Source organism: Mesonia profundi (assembly GCF_031085155.1).
Lineage (GTDB): Bacteria > Bacteroidota > Bacteroidia > Flavobacteriales > Flavobacteriaceae > Mesonia > Mesonia profundi.
The window spans coordinates 1-18,106 of sequence record NZ_JAVHUL010000047.1 but is presented as its reverse complement, the minus strand read 5'-3'; the positions used below and the strand labels follow the sequence as shown (position 1 = coordinate 18,106).

16 protein-coding genes are annotated in these 18,106 nt (G+C 35.7%); 8 read left to right on the top strand and 8 right to left on the bottom strand.

All coding sequences use genetic code 11. From position 1 onward, the window contains the following. Window positions 1-293 precede the first annotated feature (293 nt). The 4 genes from RBU60_RS13020 to RBU60_RS13005 are packed head-to-tail and all read right to left on the bottom strand — an operon-like array spanning window position 294 to window position 5,775. Complete coding sequence (locus RBU60_RS13020) at window positions 294-1,745, bottom strand: lipopolysaccharide biosynthesis protein (RefSeq protein WP_308865487.1); 1,452 nt, start codon at window positions 1,743-1,745, stop codon at window positions 294-296. A 1-nt stretch (window position 1,746) separates the two neighbouring features. Then, the gene (locus tag RBU60_RS13015) at window positions 1,747-3,039 is read right to left on the bottom strand and encodes a glycosyltransferase family protein (RefSeq protein ID WP_308865486.1); all 1,293 of its coding nucleotides are present in this window, start codon (window positions 3,037-3,039) and stop codon (window positions 1,747-1,749) included. Next, on the bottom strand, window positions 3,040-5,466 hold the full coding sequence (locus tag RBU60_RS13010; protein WP_308865485.1) for a YfhO family protein: 2,427 nt from the start codon (window positions 5,464-5,466) through the stop codon (window positions 3,040-3,042). It lies immediately after the preceding gene. A 33-nt stretch (window positions 5,467-5,499) separates the two neighbouring features. Beyond that, window positions 5,500-5,775, bottom strand: coding sequence for a DUF4834 family protein (locus tag RBU60_RS13005; RefSeq protein ID WP_407660210.1), 276 nt, complete (start codon window positions 5,773-5,775; stop codon window positions 5,500-5,502). Between the two features lie 103 nt (window positions 5,776-5,878). Here RBU60_RS13005 and RBU60_RS13000 point away from each other — a divergent pair, with 103 nt between their 5' ends. The 7 genes from RBU60_RS13000 (at window position 5,879) to RBU60_RS12970 (ending at window position 10,114) form a co-directional block, all read left to right on the top strand. Next, window positions 5,879-6,859: a transporter gene (locus RBU60_RS13000; protein WP_308865483.1), complete on the top strand. Its 981-nt coding sequence runs from the start codon at window positions 5,879-5,881 to the stop codon at window positions 6,857-6,859. Window positions 6,860-6,933: 74 nt separating this feature from the next. Further along, window positions 6,934-7,182 (top strand): hypothetical protein, encoded by a 249-nt coding sequence (locus RBU60_RS12995; RefSeq protein ID WP_308865482.1) that lies wholly within the window; start codon window positions 6,934-6,936, stop codon window positions 7,180-7,182. A 245-nt stretch (window positions 7,183-7,427) separates the two neighbouring features. After that, window positions 7,428-8,060, top strand: coding sequence for an MliC family protein (locus RBU60_RS12990; protein ID WP_308865481.1), 633 nt, complete (start codon window positions 7,428-7,430; stop codon window positions 8,058-8,060). A gap of 182 nt (window positions 8,061-8,242) precedes the next feature. Then, on the top strand, window positions 8,243-8,698 hold the full coding sequence (locus RBU60_RS12985; protein WP_308865480.1) for a hypothetical protein: 456 nt from the start codon (window positions 8,243-8,245) through the stop codon (window positions 8,696-8,698). Between the two features lie 193 nt (window positions 8,699-8,891). Next, complete coding sequence (locus RBU60_RS12980) at window positions 8,892-9,281, top strand: VOC family protein (protein WP_308865479.1); 390 nt, start codon at window positions 8,892-8,894, stop codon at window positions 9,279-9,281. An 84-nt stretch (window positions 9,282-9,365) separates the two neighbouring features. Further along, entirely contained in the window at window positions 9,366-9,812 is a 447-nt protein-coding gene (locus tag RBU60_RS12975) for a cytochrome c oxidase assembly factor Coa1 family protein (RefSeq protein ID WP_308865478.1), read from the top strand. A gap of 47 nt (window positions 9,813-9,859) precedes the next feature. Further along, window positions 9,860-10,114: a DUF418 domain-containing protein gene (locus tag RBU60_RS12970; RefSeq protein ID WP_308865488.1), complete on the top strand. Its 255-nt coding sequence runs from the start codon at window positions 9,860-9,862 to the stop codon at window positions 10,112-10,114. Window positions 10,115-10,367: 253 nt separating this feature from the next. On the opposite strand, the gene RBU60_RS12965 is transcribed toward RBU60_RS12970, so the two are convergent. The 4 genes from RBU60_RS12965 to RBU60_RS12950 form a co-directional block, all read right to left on the bottom strand. Then, window positions 10,368-12,179: a hypothetical protein gene (locus RBU60_RS12965; RefSeq protein ID WP_308865477.1), complete on the bottom strand. Its 1,812-nt coding sequence runs from the start codon at window positions 12,177-12,179 to the stop codon at window positions 10,368-10,370. A gap of 551 nt (window positions 12,180-12,730) precedes the next feature. Next, window positions 12,731-13,990, bottom strand: a complete 1,260-nt coding sequence (locus tag RBU60_RS12960) for an aminotransferase class I/II-fold pyridoxal phosphate-dependent enzyme (RefSeq protein ID WP_308865476.1) — start codon at window positions 13,988-13,990, stop codon at window positions 12,731-12,733. A 145-nt stretch (window positions 13,991-14,135) separates the two neighbouring features. Beyond that, complete coding sequence (locus RBU60_RS12955; protein WP_308865475.1) at window positions 14,136-15,176, bottom strand: PLP-dependent cysteine synthase family protein; 1,041 nt, start codon at window positions 15,174-15,176, stop codon at window positions 14,136-14,138. A gap of 78 nt (window positions 15,177-15,254) precedes the next feature. Next, window positions 15,255-17,321 carry a S9 family peptidase gene (locus tag RBU60_RS12950; protein ID WP_308865474.1) on the bottom strand — a complete coding sequence of 689 codons (2,067 nt, stop codon included), beginning with the start codon at window positions 17,319-17,321 and terminating at the stop codon, window positions 15,255-15,257. Between the two features lie 360 nt (window positions 17,322-17,681). Here RBU60_RS12950 and RBU60_RS12945 point away from each other — a divergent pair, with 360 nt between their 5' ends. After that, a complete protein-coding gene (locus RBU60_RS12945) occupies window positions 17,682-18,044 on the top strand; it encodes a hypothetical protein (protein ID WP_308865473.1) in 363 nt (120 codons plus the stop codon). Window positions 18,045-18,106: the final 62 nt, after the last annotated feature.

Below are 18,106 nucleotides of genomic sequence, written 5' to 3'. Positions count from 1 at the left end.
ATGGAACTAAAATTAAAAGGATTTTTTAACAAAGCGGCCTAATAAAATTAGTCACAAAATTACTAGGAAGTCCATTATGCTTTTGGGAAGGGGTTTAAACCAAATTAACCATGTAATGTCGTATTTAAACTCGTTCATTTTCCTCCCGAAGCTTCGGGACTATTTCCCCCGACCGTTCCGGTCGGACGGGTTGCTCATAATTACCATAGCTATGGCTATGCAAACCAATCGAAGCGTCATAGAACGAAAAAGCAACTTCGTTCTCTATAAGACATTACAAAATTAAATTGGTTTTATCTATCTAAAAGCTTTTTAATAAGCTGATTGATATCCGTAGAAAATTTAAAATAATAAGTTCCGGCAAGGTAAATTAATCCGAGTATCGAAGACCTTAATAAGATATCAATCAAGGGGTTAGTCTTGAAGGGAATCAAATAAAATACTGCGCCCAATACAGCAACAAAGCCTAAGACTTTAAACGTACCCAGAGTCATGGGTTGCATCTTAAACTTCCAATACACAATTCCCAGTTTAATCGTATTATACAACGCGAAAGCTATAAATGTAGCCACAGCCGCGCCGTAAATTCCGTAAAGTGGAATTAGTAATATGTTGAGTAAAATGGCTAAAATCACGATGATAATGCCCGAGAATAATACCATTTGGTAATAATCTGAATTAAATAAAATGCTGTTGCTATTCCCCAGTAGGTTGTCGTAAAGTTTATTTAGCGACAACAATATAATAATCGAAAATTCTATTTGATATTCCGCAGGGATTAGAGCGTATAAGTCCTGCACATTGGTCACAATCAATAAAAATATAAGTCCGCTAACCACCAATAAGTTAATGGAGCTTTTCTGATATAAACCCTTTAATTTATCAAATTCCTTATGGTTAAGGTATTGCGCTGTGATAGGTAACGTAATTTGATGCATCGCCCTAGAAGGAACGGCAATCACCGAGGCTATATACACCGCTATTCCGTAAACGGAAACCTTTTCTATGGGTAAATAGTGCTCTATCATCACCTTATCTAAATCTAGTAAAGCGGTAGCAATAGAACCTGCAATAAGAATTAAAAACGAATACTTAAAAACTTGAATTTTATTTTGAGGAAGCTGAAATCTGATTTTAGGAGGCAACAACCAAAACGCATAAAGTTTAATAATAAGTGTTCTTACCACATAAACGCCAGTTAGCAAGTAGATAAACAAGCTTACATCAATAATATTATAGTAAAATAAGATTAAAAAGATAGTCACACACAAGCGATGAAAAACCTCTTTCATAAAATTTCCAAAAACACTTTTTAGCTTTAGCTTACTCCAGGCAAAGAAAACTTCAAAATAGGCGACAGCGATAGCTATAATGAGAATAAGCCACACATAAGGCCTCACCAGAGTATTGGAATCAAAATAATTTAAAATTTGTTGCTGAAAGATATAGCTAATGATCCCTATCACCACTCCCACTCCCAGCGGAAGCAGAATTGCTAACGTAAGCAGCGCGTTTTTATCTTCCTCGCTTTTATAGGAAGTGTAAAATTTAATGATGGTATTGTGAACTCCAAATCCCATAATAGGCCAAACCAGCGTACTTGCCGAAAGCAAATAGGTGATTAATCCATAATATTTAGGTTCAAAAAAATGCGGATATAAAATAAGAACATTAATAGCGCCAATCGCAAAACCGATGTAGGTCACCACCATGTTTTTAAAAGATTGATCTAAAATGATACCCATATTATGAACCCTTATGAAGAACAGAAGCCAATTGTGAAGTCAATTCCTTACGGTGATATGCAGCAATGGAGGCCTTTTTTACTTCTAGTTGATGGGACAAATATCGATTAAAGTAGTTGAGAATCCTTTCTTTTAAGCCTTCATAATCTTCGTGTAGCAAAAAAGGATCTCTTTGAGTCTTTTTTAAAACCGCTCCTACATCCCAATTTTCTGGACCAATCGCTAAAATAGGTCGGTTGCTTTTTAGGTACTCAAAAAGCTTTCCTGGGATAATCCCCTGTGTTATTTCGCTGTCAATTTCAATAAGAAGTAACACTTGAGATGATTTTTGATAATCATTTATCAGCGAATATTTTACATATCCCAAATAAGTGTAATTATCTACTAAGTCATAAGCCTTTAAATCTTCCAATACCTCCTCACTCACTTTCCCTATAAGCTGTAGCTGAAATGCTTTTTTAAAGTCGGTATGTTCCATACAGAGATCACTCAACACCTTCCATAAAACTTCTGGATTTCTTTTAGAAAGCAAGGAACCAATATGCGAAATAGTAAATTTTTTATCCAACTGAACGTTTTCAGATTCTACTTCTCCGTCAAAACCATTGGTAATGGTGATTACAGGCCGATTTGTTTTAGCCGAAAACTCCTTTTGAGTCGTAAAACTAGTAACGATTACGGTATCGGCTTCTTGCAAAACCTGCTTTTCTAGAGCGAGATGCTTCGCTTTATTTTTCTGCGTAAGCTTTAATTCTTGATGATAACCAATCGTTGTCCAAGGATCTCTAAAATCTGCAATCCAACGAACGCCTAGGGCTTGTTTTAACTGCAAACCTATAAGATGTAAACTATGTGGTGGACCTGTGGTAATCACGGTTTCAATAGCTTCTTTTATAATAAAATCTTTTAAAAATTTAACCGATGGTTTTACCCAAAACTTTCGAGCATCGGGAATAAAGAAGTTTCCCCTTATAAACAACATTGCTTTTTCTAAGGAAGACTGTTTCTTCTCTTTTTGAATAATTCCAGAGCTAATCGTTTCGGTTTTCGCTTTAGAGAAAAGTTTTGCCGCCGCATAAGGCTCAAAAATAGGCTGTTTTATGACTTGTATTGATGGAGGGATTTCATCTAACAAAGACTCATCAAGCAGAGGATAATTAGGATTTTGCGGTGCGTAAACAATAGGCTCTATCCCAAACTCTGGCAAGTACTTTACAAATTTTAACCAACGCTGAACGCCAGGACCACCTGCTGGAGGCCAATAATAAAGAACGATAAGTACTTTTTTAGGCATCTAGCTTGTTTTTTTCTTACGGGTATAAAATACACCCGCTAAAATAAGAAGTAGAAAAACAATGCCACTCGCCAGGGTAATCATACTTCCTTGCTGCACCACTTCTGGTTGAAATTTAAACACCAATTCGTGATTTCCTTTGGGCAACATCGCCGCTCGCAAGACATAATCTGCCCTAAAATGTTCAATTTTTTCACCATCTACATAGGCATGCCAGCCGTGGGGATAATAAACTTCTGAAAATACTGCGAGTCGATCTTCCGATAAGCTATAGTCATAAACCAACTCGTTAGGCTGATAGCTTTTCAGTTGAATGGTATCTGTAGCATCATTTTCAAAACGCTTCCGCGGAAGCATAGCCGCAAACTCCTTCTCTACCACCGCTTGTTGCTTGGTTTGAAGAGAATCTAAGGCTAAAATGGCTTCATTGGCATCGTTAACAACGCTTACTTGATCTACGAACCAAGCATTTCCGTTCGCTTCGGGATTCATTTGGGACATAATTTTTCCTTGATTGGAAATAATCATGTATTTCATATTCAACATATCCAAGACTTCTTGATTTCCGGTAGCGATATGAAAATCAAATAAATCTTGAATTCTTGCTGGTTTGGCGGCGTGGTAACCTCCAATCGAGTTATGAAAATAAGATGCTCGAGCCGAGTTAAACGGACTTCCAGAAACATCTAACACGCGATAATGACCTTTATCTTGTAAGATTTCAGCATCGGCAGAATTTTGCTGAAAAGGTTGCTCCATCGTTACTTTAGACACAAAATCTTCATTGTTAACGTAGCGTTTATCCACGGCAACTAAGTCAACTACGATTAAGATTCCGAGGCCAGCAATGGCTAAATTCTTAGAGGCTTTCTCTTTAACGAAGGCCCAAATAATTCCGGCGCAAGCCAAAACAAAAAACAAAGAACGCAAGGTATCTTCCGTAAAGATAGCTTTACGATCTTCGCGTAAGCTTCGTACAAAATCGGGTCCTACTTGCTCAATTAATCCGCGATCTCCATTACCGGTAAAATCAAAGAACATCGACTTTAAAAGCAAGAACACCAAGGCTAGACCTCCTGCAACGATGGTACTGCTTTTAAGCGCTTTTAGGATTTCCTCTTTGGTATAATTTTTCTGAAAAACCTGCGCCAGAGCATATATTCCTAAGATAGGCACACATAATTCAATAAGAACCTGAATGGAAGAAACCGCTCTAAATTTGTTATAAAGCGGTACATAATTGATAAAAAACTTGGTGACAAAAGCAAAGTTATCTCCCCAAGATAAAATCAAGGCTAAGATAGAACCGCCTACAATCCACCATTTAAGTCTTCCACGAATTAAGAATAAAGCAAAAACGAAAAGAAAAATAAGACTTGCGCCAATATAGGCTGGGGCGCCAATATAGGTTTGATCTCCCCAATAGGTGGGAGAATGTTCGATAAAATCTTTGGCTTGCTGCGGACTTGCGCCTACTTTTAGCAAAGCTTGATAAGAAGCAGAATCTTCGTCCAACTTCTCTGAACTTGAGCCTCCCATAAACCTAGGGATAAACAAGTTAAAGCTTTCGGCTATTCCATAGCTGTATTCAGTGATGTAATCGTATTCTAAACCTGCTTTTTGAGTTTTTTCAGTTCCATCTGAGTTAATCGTAAGTCCTTTGTTACCGCGCGTACTAAACTCGCCATATTCTTGCGTCGCCATTAAGCTAGTCGCATTTACGCCAACGGCAATAACTACGCCAACAACCATAAAAACTAATGCTTTAAAGAACTGCGGAAGTTGTTCTTTTTTATAAAAATCAATAAGATACGCTAAACCTAAAACCAGCACTAAAAGCAGTAAGTAATAGGTCATTTGAGGGTGATTGGCATTAATTTCTAAAGCCATAGCAATGGTAAACAAAAGCGAACCTTTAAAATAATTTCCCCTAAAGCTATAAATGATTCCCGCCAACACCATAGGCATATAGGCAATCGCATGGGCTTTGGCATTGTGGCCAACCCCCAAAATAATAATTAAATAGGTACTAAAGCCAAAAGCCAACGCTCCTAAGAAGGCAATTTTGTAGTCTACTTTTAACTCTAAAAAGAGAATGTAGATCCCAATAAAATAAAGAAATAAATAATCTGCCGGTCTGGGGAGAAACCGAATGCTTCGATCGATTTCTTTGACAAAATTATAAGGATAATTAGCGCCCAATTGGTACGTAGGCATTCCACCAAAAGCAGAATTGGTCCAGTAAGGCTCTTGTTTCTCGCTTTCACGGAAGTCATTTTGCTCCTTGGCCATTCCTATATACTGAGCAATATCACTTTGATAGATTACCTTTCCTTGTAAAACCGGACTAAAATAAGCCAGCGCAACGATGATAAAAGCAAAAACAATAATAAGGTGCGGAAGCAGTTTTTTATAATTGAAATTCATTCAGAAGAAATTTAAAAAGTAGAAGTGTGAAAATTAGTCAATTTCTTCGTATTCGATATATTCTCCCACGGGTTTCTTATTTTTTCTTGAAGTTTTAGGAGTATGCTTGATTTCGGGTTCTTTTTTGTTGGGCTGGTTAGGCGGACGAAAACCTTGCTGAAAACTTTGTCCTACCTTCTCTCCCATTTTTTTCATGATGTATTTTAAAATCATAGGTTTAAAAAGCTTAAACAAAAATTTTATACCAAAGTAAACCAGAACAATAATAAGTACAGTTTTGACCAGTCCAGTGAAAGAAGCTAAATACATAAAATCTAATTTTCTACAAAATTATTAATTGTCTCGCTTAAAAACATCTTTTAAATGATAAAAAATAGCAAAAATCTATATATTTGGATGAAATTATACCCCTATGCATAGATTTTTTATTGCCTCGCTATTTTCTCTGACTTGTTTTTACGCACAAGCTCAATATACAGAAACCATTAACTCCAACCGTCCCGGTGGTTCCCAAGGTGCATTTGCCGTTGGAAACCAAGTCTTACAATTAGAAACAGGTCCCCAATTTGGAAATAATACACACGACTTATTGGGTACTGATACAGATCTTTTGGGCTTAGACTACGAGCTAAGGTTTGGTTTCTTTATGGAACAATTGGAGTTCAACTTAAAAGGAACCTTTTTAAGTACTACGCAACATATAGATGTAGGCGGAGTAGAACAAGAGTATAAATACAGCAATTTTCAAAGCAATACGCTTGGTTTAAAATACTTAATTTATGATCCTTACAAAAAAAGAAGTCTAGAGAAACCTAGCATTTATAGCTGGAAAGCTAACAATACGTTTACTTTTAAGTGGAGAGATTTAATTCCTGCCGTATCGGTTTACGCGGGAGCAAATATCCTATTTGGAGATAATCCTTACCTCGCTCCTAACGAGTCAAATATAAGTCCGCAGGCGGCATTAATCACTCAAAACAACTGGGGACACTTTGTATTTGTGATGAATTTTATTGCTGATAAAGTGACGAGCGAAGATCCTACCTACTCAGGGATTTTTACGATGACACATTCCATAAACGGAAGAGTCTCTGTTTTTGGAGAGTACCAAGCCATAAAAAGTGACCTTTATGCCGACGATATTGCACGTGCTGGAGGAGCTTATCTGATCACCAAAGATTTACAAGTAGATGTTTCTGGTTTGTTGAATTTTAAAAACACACCTTCTAGATGGCAAGTAGCATTGGGAGTTTCTTACCGATTGGATATGCACGCCGAGGATGAAATTATTATGTCTACCGATAAAACAAAAGACAAGAAAGAGAAGAAAAAGAAAAAAGATGAAAAAGAAAACAGCGAATTGGTTAATCCCGATGGCACTATGAATGAGTAGTATTCGGATTTATTTTAGACACATTAGCTAAGAAACCGAGCTCAATTTAATGTTGAATTTAAACTTTTTTAAGCTTGAACCTCTTAATTAAAATCTTAATCATTCCATTTATCTTCGGAGGAGTTTACCTCTGGAATCGGTTTATTATTAAAAATGTGATTAAAGGTTTAATCGGCTTTCATAAAAAATACAATGTCCAAAATTTACATAGACAACCCGTTAAGTTTGTCGTTGAACACGAACAAGAAATTTACAAATTTGCTTCAGGTTTTTATTGGTTAGGCGCTGTAATCATTTCCATGAGCTTATTTGTAGTTGATTAACAAACCGTTTAGAGGTAGATCAAAACTTAAACTTTTTAGTTTTATGAAACCTAATTGTTAATTGATTATTAAAGAATCATCGATTCTCAAAGCAATCCGCTTATGCTTTCGTACTTTTTATATCTTTGAGAAATTAAGAACATTGCGGCAAGCCTTTCTTGAAAAAATTCAGGAGCGCCTACCCCGTAACCTTTAGACGAGTTAAACCCTCTGGAGAAATTAAAATTAGTCAACCTAAATATACTATGAAAAAAATAATTCTATCTGCACTTGTTTGCGGACTTTCGTTTACCGCTTGTAAGAATCAAACTGATCAAAAAGATATCGAAGATAAACAAACTACGCCTGCAAAAGAGGTTCAAGTAGATAACAACACCCAATTAGAGAGGGACACTCCTACTCCAGATCATCTCTACAAAAGTGACAAGGGAGAAATCTTAGAGGTTCACTTTTTAAAAGAAGACAAGAAGGATATTCTTAAAATTAAAAGAGATGGACATCCTGAAATAGTTTTAAAGAAAACCTTGAAGGAAGCCAACGGAGTAATTTATGAGAATAAAAACTACAGCTGGAAGCAACAGAAAGATTATATCATTTTTTCTGACGGAAAGGAAAGCGTGAACTTGACGCTTATTAGTCCGCTTGAATATGAATTCACTAATGGGGATGTAGACATGACTGTCATTTACTTTAGTAAGGAAGACAAAAGATTTGTAAGTCTTAAAAAAGAGAAGCAATCTAAGATTACTTTAAAGCAAACCACTTCTTGGGCCAAAGGTGCCGAATACGGAAAAGGAGACGTAAAATGGCGCTCTCAAGGAGACACTGGGATTTTAACCGAAAATGGAGAAAAGACCACCTTTAAACAGAAAAACTAATTAAAATTTTTGAAAAGTCTATCTATAAAATAGTTAGATAAATATCTTTTATAGAGAAAACTCATTAGCCTCTGCTCTATTTTTAAGTAAATAGAAGTCGAGGCTATTTTTTTTGATCTAGTTAATTGTCAAGACAACGCAACTTATTGAAAAAAGAAGTATCTATTCAATAAATAGGAGAGATGAAAAATAACATTTTATGGATTAGCATTTTAGTATTCAGTCTCGTTTCTTGTAATGACGATACTGATGATACTTGTACAGATGCGATTATTGAAACTACCGGCCTTGAAACCGAATATGGGTGTACGAACACCAAATATCAAATGGACATCTTTCTTAATAATGATTATGTGGTGATCAAAAATCAGGAGACATTTGATGAGATGATTTCAGGAAGTTGCCTACCTAGCATTGATTTTTCTCTCTATGATTTAGTTGTGGGTGAAAAAGGACTTACTACCGGAAACACTTCTATTAACAATAAATTGATGAAAAATTGTGAAACGGGGAATGAGAACCTAAAAGTAACTTTTAATCAAAATATGACCGCAGAAGCTCCAAACTTAACCTACCATGCATTGATTCCTAAACTCAATACAGACCAAGTCTTAGCGGTTGAGATTATAGTTAATTAGATGGGTTTTCTTAGAACCATAAGTTTTATTCTTGCTTCCCCCTTTAACATTCGCTCTATTCAAATAATGGTTCTGATGTCATGTCAAATCCGTCTTTAGCGAAAAAAGTCGCGAGATAGCAAAAACTAATTTTAGGAATTAAAGCAGATCTACAAATTTATTCCTAACTTTTATCCTTCTAAAAACAAACCAGATGCAGAGTATCATAAGAATGATGACGAACATTTGTTCGGACAACCTTCAAAAGAGTAAAGAGTTCTACACCCGTTTATTTGATCTTAACGTAGATTTTGATAGTGAATGGTATGTGCACCTGTCTTCCCAAGACAGCAAATTTGAATTGGGAATCATAGATAGGTCTCATGATGTCGTCCCTAAGGAGTTTCAGCAGCATCCGCAGGGATTTTATATCACGTTTGTCGTTGATAATGTAGATCATCTCTTTACCAGCATTAAAGAAAATGAAATTGAGGTAATTAGTGAACCCAAAAATACTTCCTACGGTCAAAGAAGATGTTTATTAAAAGATCCTGACGGGACTTTAATAGATATTTCTTCTCCTATAGAAGGTTTTAAAATCTAAAAAATTCTAGGTTTTAGGTATTAATTTAATAGACATACTATAGCCAAACCTTGAGAAAACGCAATTCCATAAAAAATGAAGTCTATGCATGACGAGTTAATTGAACAAAAAAGTTGGTGGAAGAAAAACTGGAAATGGTTTTTACCCGTCAGTATGCTTATTTTAATCGTTACCGCGGTTCTCTTTTCTTCAGGAATAGGTGGAATCACGAATAATTATGCCCAAGCTTATTCTGATGAAGATCTTTATCAAGACGCACTAGAACAAGTAAAATCCAATTCTAAAGCAATAGAAGTTCTGGGTGAGATTCAGCCCATCGATAAACTAGCGATACTAGAAGGAGAAGTCGAATACTCTAATCAAAATCAAAGCGTCAGTTCTTCTATCCGAATTGTGGGTAGCAAAGCGAGAGGAAGAATAGACATTTTAGCCAACCGAGTTCAAGGGAAATGGAACTACGAAAAAATTAAGCTTAGAATTAAAAGTCCTCCCCAAAAAAAGCAAAGCATCAATATCATTCCTGCAGAATAAATTAAGTTGTTCACTTTTAAAATCTTGTTTTTTGTAAATCCGCTTTCATTCCCATAGGTAGCTTTTGTCACCTTGAGTGCAGTCGAAAGATTAAACAAAAGCGTCTCGACTCCGCTCGACGTGACATCCTTTATGAAAGCTTAAGTCCTTCCGAAACATTCATCACCGCTACCTTCGTTTTTATAGGTCAAGTAATCTTCAGTAAACTATGGCTGACTTATTTTCAATTCGGACCTCTAGAATGGATCTGGAGATGCTTTACCTACAAAGAATTAATTCCTATTAGAAAGAAAAGTTTTTAATCGAATTAAAATCAACTATGGAAGTTGACAGCTTATTGAACATTTGATTGCTTTTAATACATTTACTTTTAGTATATTTATTAAATAGCTGTTATCCCTTCATTATAAGCTCATAAATTTTTTCTAGATAAGCTGTTTAAAACATAAAAAAAAGACCATCTCCAAGCTAAATGGAAGATGGTCTTTTTGTTTCTATGGCGTAGAGAATGTAGCTGATGTTATTTCAACTTTAAAATTAAGTGCCCTATTTACATTAATGAACTAATTCTCCCGCATTTTCTATTTCAAAAGTTATAGTTTGCAATACTTGGTTATTCTTTTCTAGCTCAGATAAAACATTAGAATTCCCCAAGCTGTAGCTTGAAAATAAATCTTTATAATAATTTATCCCCTCCCCTAGATTTTTCGCAAAAAGAGATAAATACTTTTTTTGTTTTGCGTCTATAGAACCCTCTGCTTCGGCTAATTTATCATTTAAATAATCTAAATAAATCGTCAGCTCTTTTACAAATAAATTGGGGCGATCTGTTCTCACATTCACTTTGGATTCCCCATAAATATGGGAGGTGATTTCTTTTAATCCCATAATTGCCGAAAAGTAGGCTAAATTAGGTCCGGGGCAAATAGAAACTCCTTCTCCTTCGGTTTTGGTGTCCAAATTATACTTCAATAAAGCTGATGTTCCCAAACCAACGCATGTACAGGATTTTTCTACAATTTTATCATACTGTTTTTGATAAGCCTCTTCCCCAAGTTCTGATTTTTCCAATTCCTTGATTTTTAAATTCTGATATTGGCGTGAAGCGGTACAAATCGCTTTCTCAGTAAACTCCTTATTTAAGGCTACAAACTTTTTGGGACAAGAACTTCCAGGTCTATTCTTAGCGATTAAAGCTCTTTTTTCTTGATCTTTGGTATTGCTCTTTATGCTGTGAAAGGGAACACCTAAAGGGGAAATATTACTTAAGTACATATCTTCCTCTTTGGCTTTCACCAATTTTTCTAAGGTTCCCTTATCTACTGTCGTAGCTTCTGGCACCAGTAAGAAAGGCGTTCCCCAACCAATTGCATCCATTTGATAATGTTCTAATAAGAACTGATGTTCTTCTGCCGTTCCTACGCCGCCTTGAGCGCTAAATTTAATAGGCAAGGCTGTTTCTGGGGAAAACCGACTTTTATTCGACAGTGCTTTTTTATAAATTTCGTAAGTCTCACTGATAAGATTTTCGCGCTGATCTCTAAATTGAGACAAAATAGGTCCTAACAAATAACCGTCGGTAGCAAAAGCATGGCCTCCACAATTAAGACCCGATTCGATTCTATATTCTGAAACCCATAATCCTTTTTTGGCTAAAAATTTACCTTGAATCAATGCTGATCTATAGTCACTTACTTTTAGGACTATTTTCTTTTTTAGAGTTCCATTTTCATCGGGATAAAAGTCTTCAAATTCTTCTAAGTAACTATAAAGTCTAGGATTCATTCCTGCGGAAAAGATAACAGACGATGACAAATCACTATCAGCAAAGCCTTTTAGTGCGGCATGTGCATCGTTGTATATGGAAGGTAATTTCTCTTTTTTATGATAATTTTCTTTATCAACTTTAGTCATGATGTTCACATCAATACTTCCTCGCTTTAAATTTTCTTCCAAGAAAGCTTCCAGTTTTTTGGGACTAGTCGATTTTGATACCAATTGATTGAATTTCTCCTTTAGAATAGACTCTTCTGGCAACAGATCTATATACTGCTTTAGATTCTCGCTAATCCCCTTGCTTAAGTTTTTAAGCTCTTTAAATTTTCTTTCGGAAAGCGTATTGATTAGATTTAAATAGGAGGTAATCCTGTGACTTCTAAAGTCTTTTCGCTCTTCTGTAATTTCCTCATAAGGCTGCTCTGTTTTATGACAGTACATTTTTCTGAGTTTCTCTAATAGAATATCATCTACTAAAGAAATAACCGAGTCTAGACCAAGATGGGCAACTTTTAAGGGAGTATCGACCGTAAAGCCAATTCCCATAACAGGAATATGAAAGGAATGAAGGTTTTTTTGTGATGTATACATATATGGATATTACTTTTATAATAAATTTCTTAATCTGAAAATCAGTATAAAAATGAGGTAATATCGAATCCTGAAATATGATAATCATCATCTTTTAGTATTTTTTATTTGATATGTGACAGGAAATCAAAATGTTGATTGCTTTTTATAACCTCAGAAAATTAGAAATAAAAGAAGAACTGAGACAAGTGTGTACATTCAAGTACCCCGAAATATAGGGATCTATCGAGAATAATAATTTTCCTCATAAAAAAGTCTTTCTCGATATGGTCTCTGTAATTGCTAACTAACTATTTTCTTAGTGATTAAGGCAATTTAACTCTTTTTACACACCCCCTGCCGCTCTTTTTAGAGGGAAAGACTAAGAAGAGATATGTCTATTTAATGGTTTATTAATTGATATAATCGTTCCCAGTAACTATTAATTATAGGTGACCCCCATGAAATGAACCTTTATCTAATTCCGCGAAAGCGTAAAAAATTGTATAAAAAAAGACCATCTCCAACTTAAGTTGAACATGGTCTTTCATATTTAAATTATAAAATGGGCTTTACTCTCCCATAGAAGCTGCTACTGCGGCAGACATTCTTTTATAAGTTCCGTTTTCTAATCGCTCTCTAATGGCTCCAAAAGCATCAAGCGTTTCCTCTACATCTTTTAAGGTGTGAGAAGCCGTAGGAATTAGTCTTAACAAAATAAGACCTTTAGGAATCACCGGATACACTACAATTGAACAGAAAACACCGTGGTTTTCTCTTAAATCTTTTACCAAGGCCATTGCTTCGGGAATACTTCCTTTTAAATACACCGGAGTAACGCAACTTTGCGTAGTCCCAATATCAAAACCTCTGTCTTTAAGACCATTTTGTAATGCATTCACATTCACCCAAAGCTTTTCTTTTAACTCGGGCATAGTTCTTAACATATCCAAACGTTTTAAAGCGCCTTCTACCAATTGCATTTGCAACGACTTGGCGAACATTTGAGATCTTAAATTATATTTTAAGTAATCGATTACTTCTTGATCTGCTGCGATAAAAGCGCCTGTACTGGCCATAGATTTCGCAAAGGTGGCAAAATATACATCGATATCATCTTGCACGCCTTGCTCTTCTCCTGCTCCTGCCCCTGTCTTACCTAAGGTACCAAACCCGTGAGCATCATCTACAAACAGTCTAAAATTGTATTTCTTTTTAAGCGCTACAATTTCTTTTAGTCTTCCTTGCTCTCCACGCATTCCAAAAACACCTTCAGAAATTAAAAGAATCCCGCCTCCCGTTTGTTCGGCAATCTTCTCGGCTCTCTTTAAGTTCTTTTCGATGCTTTCTACGTCGTTATGCTTATAGGTAAACCTTTTTCCCATATGCAGTCTTACGCCGTCAATAATACACGCGTGTGCATCTACATCATAAACAATCACATCATTTTTACCTACCAAAGCGTCTATGGTGGAAACCATTCCTTGGTAACCAAAGTTTAATAGATAAGCGGCTTCTTTATCCACAAATTCTGCCAATTCATTTTCCAGCTGCTCGTGTAAATGCGTGTGACCACTCATCATACGTGCTCCCATAGGGTAAGCCGAACCATATTTTGCTCCAGCTTCTGCATCTACTTTACGAACTTCGAGATGATTGGCAAGACCTAAATAGTCATTCACACTCCAAGTAATCACTTCTTTTCCTTGAAACTTCATTCGGTTACTTATTTCTCCTTCTAACTTTGGAAAAACAAAATATCCTTCTGCTTGGTCTGCCCATTTCCCTAATGGACCTTTGTCTTTATATATCTTATTGAATAAATCTTTCATAAAAAATTGTTTAATACAACCTAGAAGACAAAAATAATGAATAAAATGCTATGTTTTAGGCAAGTCACATTATTTCAATTCACTAAGTTATAAACAAAACAAAAGCATCCTTTTAGGGATGCTTTTGTTTTGTATAGTTCGTATGCTATTTAATAAATTCTATTTTTTCTGCATCAACGTTGTTTTCACTATCAGAAAAACCTTGATCCCGCATCCACTGGTCATTATAAATTTTACTCATATAACGAGAACCGTGATCTGGGAAAATAATAACGACTCTAGCGTCTTTATTAAATTCTCCTTCTTCGGCTAATTGTTTTACCCCTTGAAAAGCGGCGCCACTGGTGTAACCAACAAACATACCTTCGGTCTTTGCAATAGATCTTGCAGTATGAGCACTCTCTTCATCAGATACTTTAATAAAGCGGTCGATCACATCAAAATCTGTTGCGGTAGGAATTAAATTCTTTCCTAAACCTTCAATACGGTAAGGATAAATTTCATCTTCATCAAACTCTCTAGTTTCGTGGTATTTCTTTAAAACAGATCCGTAGGCATCTATTCCTATCACTTTAATGTTTGGATTCTGCTCTTTCAAGAAACGCGCTGTTCCAGAAATAGTTCCTCCTGTTCCGCTACAAGCGATAAGGTGTGTAATTTTACCTTCCGTTTGTTTCCAAATCTCTGGCCCTGTAGTTTTATAATGAGCATCTATATTTAGCTCATTAAAATATTGATTGATATAAACCGAACCTTTTACTTCTTGGTGGAGTCGCTTAGCTACTTGATAGTATGAGCGAGGATCGTCTGCCGAAACGTTTGCCGGACAAACATATACCTTTGCTCCCATCGTTTTAAGCATGTCTATCTTATCTAAAGAAGACTTGCTACTCACCGCTAAAATGCAATCGTAACCCTTAATCACCGAAACCATAGCAATACTAAAACCCGTATTCCCAGACGTAGTTTCTATAATGGTATCCCCTGGTTTTAAAATTCCTTTTCTCTCTGCTTCTTCAATAATATATAACGCAATCCTATCTTTGGTAGAGTGTCCTGGATTAAAAGCTTCTACTTTTGCGAAGAATTCTCCGTCGATATCTTGAGTTATACGGTCTAATTTAACTAGAGGGGTGTCTCCTATTAATCCTAAGACGTTATTATAAACCTGTAAGTCTTCTTTCATATAATGAAGTTCATATTAAAAAATGCGCTATTTACTTTTAACAAATAAACAAAACACTGCAAATTTACATTAATTTTTTTAATTATGAATTTTTCCTTCCAAGTCTAATAGAAAAGTATAGTCTTCTGCGACTTCTTTTAGAGCATCAAAACGCCCTGAAGCTCCGCCATGACCCGCATCCATGTTGGTGTGGAATAATAAAATATTTTTATCTGTTTTTAACGCTCTTAACTTGGCTGTCCACTTGGCAGGCTCCCAATATTGAACTTGCGAATCATGAAAACCAGTAGTGATTAGAATATTTGGATACTCTTGGGCTTTTACATTGTCATAAGGAGAATAGGATTTCATATAATCGTAATATTCCTTGTCATTAGGATTCCCCCACTCATCATATTCTCCTGTAGTTAAAGGAATGCTATCATCTAACATGGTAGAAATCACATCTACAAAAGGAACTGCAGCGATAACTCCGTTGTATAACTGCGGCGCTTCATTGAGCACCACACCCATCAATAATCCTCCAGCAGAACCTCCCATCGCATACATATGCTGCGGAGAAGTCCATTTTTGATCGATTAAATATTGGGAACACGCGATAAAATCTGTAAAGGTGTTTTTCTTCTGAAGCATTTTTCCTTGCTCATACCAGTTTCGTCCTAGGTATTCCCCTCCCCTAATGTGTGCAATTGCAAACACAAATCCTCTATTAAGCAAGCTTAATCTGGTGGTAGAAAACGAAGGATCTACGGTATGTCCATAGCTTCCGTAAGCGTATTGTAAAACCGGATTAGTCCCGTCTCGCTGAATTCCTTTTTTATAAACCAACGAAATAGGAATTTGTGTTCCGTCTTTTGCTGTGGCCCAAATACGTTCTGAAATATAATTTTCTTTACGGAAAGTTTTATCCAATACACTCTGCTCCTTCATTACGACACTCTCCTTCGTTTTCATATTAAAATCTATGATGGAAGTAGGCGTCGTTAACGAGTTATAGCCATATCTTAAAGTGAGCGTATCAAAATCTGGATTAGCGCCTGTCGCGGTCGTATAGGTTTCATTATCAAAAGGAATGTAATAATCGTCGGTTTTATCCCAACGCATCACCCGAATATGATTTAAACCATTGGAGCGTTCGCTCACCACTAAATACTCTTTAAAAATATCTATATCTTCCAATAAAACTTCTTCCCGATGTGCCAAAACTTCTGTCCAGTTCTCCTTTCCTAAAGCATCTATTGGCGTTTTCATCAATTTAAAATTGGTGGCATCATCCTTATTAGTCAAAATATAAAAGTGATCCTCAAAGTGGGAGATACTAAATTCTAATCCGCGGCAGCGCTCTTGAAACATGCGAAATTCTCCGCGAGGTTCATTGGCATCTAAAATCCTATATTCATCGCTCAGCGTGCTGCTAGAGCCTATAATTACATATTTATCTGACTTTGTTTTGTACACATATGCATTAAAGGTATCGTCTTCTTCTTGATACACCAAAAGATCATCCTTGGGATCTTTGCCTAAAACATGTTGAAAAATTTGATTAGAACGTAAGGTCTTCTCGTCTTTTCTCGTGTAAAAAAGCGTTTGGTTATCATTGGCCCAAGTAGAACTTCCGGTAGTGGTTTCAATCTTTAGCGGTAAAACCTCACCTGTTTCCAAATTTTTAATCTGAATGGTATAATTTCTCCGGCTCACATTATCGACACCAAAAGCTGCTAATTTATTATCTGGACTTATATTTACACCAGAAAGTTTAAAGTAACTATGTCCTTTCGCCATTTCATTCACGTTAAATAAAATTTCTTCGGGAGCTTCTAAACTTTCTTTCTTACGCGCATAAATAGGATAATCTTTTCCTTTTTCAAAACGCGCATAATACCAATATCCGTTGTGTTTATAAGGGACAGACTCATCATCTTCCTTAATCCTACTCTTCATCTCTTCAAACAAGTCTTTTTGAAACTCTTGGGTGTGAGCCGTGATTTGCGCGTTGTATTCATTTTCATCTTCCAAAAATTTAACTACTTCTGGATCTTCCCTGTCATTCATCCAAAAGTAATCGTCTATTCTTGTTTCCTCATGTACATGAAGTTCTTTGGCTATTTTTTTCGCTTGTGGCGGAAGTATTTCGGTTTTCAACATTTTATTCTTCTTTTTTAACGAGTGCAAAGATAAAGCTTAGTTGATAAGGAAAAACGGATAGAGATTTTAATTTCTAATTAGTCGTGTCTGAGTAAGATATAAGACCTGCCCGTATCGAAAGGATACGTTCGGGCGGGCCGCTTCGCTGTTAGAATCAAGAACCAAGACTTACTTATAACTTGACAAGACTTCATTGTAATTAATTGATAAGGAGTAGTTTTTTTTTGGAAACAATCATTGGTTAAACAACGAATGGATGCATCCAATAAAAATCTATTGCGTTAACAAAAATGTTTTGGTGTTGTTAAAATTTTAACGTTAAAAGTGTATGTTTGTGTTGATGTAACGAGTTGGAACAATTTGAAAAAAAATCTCGAACAAATTAATGACCAGTCTTTAAATCGACTGATTGAGTTTTTAAATTCGGGATTTGAAATACTAATGGAATCGGATTTGGTTGCCCTTCTATTCCATTGTTATTTGCTTACCGAAAAGGAATTGCTAAATAAAATTCATATTGAAACTCGGATTTTAAATATTGAGCGGAAACGAATTGATTTTGCGATTGGAAAAGTAACAAACGAAAATAAAAGACCATCTATCAAACCAGAGTTAGTAATTGAATGTAAAATATTTTCAAACGGATTTACAAATAGTCAATTACTAAAGCGGTTTAAATATTTGAAAGAAGACATAGAGAAAGTTGGGCTTTGGACTTCCTAGTAATTTTGTGACTAATTTTATTAGGCCGCTTTGTTAAAAAATCCTTTTAATTTTAGTTCCAT

What these genes read in the sequence shown, in the direction of transcription:
- RBU60_RS13020 (WP_308865487.1), bottom strand. Translation starts at nt 1,745, where the DNA reads ATGGGTATCATTTTAGATCAATCTTTTAAAAACATGGTGGTGACCTAC.
- RBU60_RS13015 (WP_308865486.1), bottom strand. Translation starts at nt 3,039, where the DNA reads ATGCCTAAAAAAGTACTTATCGTTCTTTATTATTGGCCTCCAGCAGGT.
- RBU60_RS13010 (WP_308865485.1), bottom strand. Translation starts at nt 5,466, where the DNA reads ATGAATTTCAATTATAAAAAACTGCTTCCGCACCTTATTATTGTTTTT.
- RBU60_RS13005 (WP_407660210.1), bottom strand. Translation starts at nt 5,775, where the DNA reads ATGTATTTAGCTTCTTTCACTGGACTGGTCAAAACTGTACTTATTATT.
- RBU60_RS13000 (WP_308865483.1), top strand. Translation starts at nt 5,879, where the DNA reads ATGCATAGATTTTTTATTGCCTCGCTATTTTCTCTGACTTGTTTTTAC.
- RBU60_RS12990 (WP_308865481.1), top strand. Translation starts at nt 7,428, where the DNA reads ATGAAAAAAATAATTCTATCTGCACTTGTTTGCGGACTTTCGTTTACC.
- RBU60_RS12985 (WP_308865480.1), top strand. Translation starts at nt 8,243, where the DNA reads ATGAAAAATAACATTTTATGGATTAGCATTTTAGTATTCAGTCTCGTT.
- RBU60_RS12980 (WP_308865479.1), top strand. Translation starts at nt 8,892, where the DNA reads ATGCAGAGTATCATAAGAATGATGACGAACATTTGTTCGGACAACCTT.
- RBU60_RS12975 (WP_308865478.1), top strand. Translation starts at nt 9,366, where the DNA reads ATGCATGACGAGTTAATTGAACAAAAAAGTTGGTGGAAGAAAAACTGG.
- RBU60_RS12965 (WP_308865477.1), bottom strand. Translation starts at nt 12,179, where the DNA reads ATGTATACATCACAAAAAAACCTTCATTCCTTTCATATTCCTGTTATG.
- RBU60_RS12960 (WP_308865476.1), bottom strand. Translation starts at nt 13,990, where the DNA reads ATGAAAGATTTATTCAATAAGATATATAAAGACAAAGGTCCATTAGGG.
- RBU60_RS12955 (WP_308865475.1), bottom strand. Translation starts at nt 15,176, where the DNA reads ATGAAAGAAGACTTACAGGTTTATAATAACGTCTTAGGATTAATAGGA.
- RBU60_RS12950 (WP_308865474.1), bottom strand. Translation starts at nt 17,321, where the DNA reads ATGTTGAAAACCGAAATACTTCCGCCACAAGCGAAAAAAATAGCCAAA.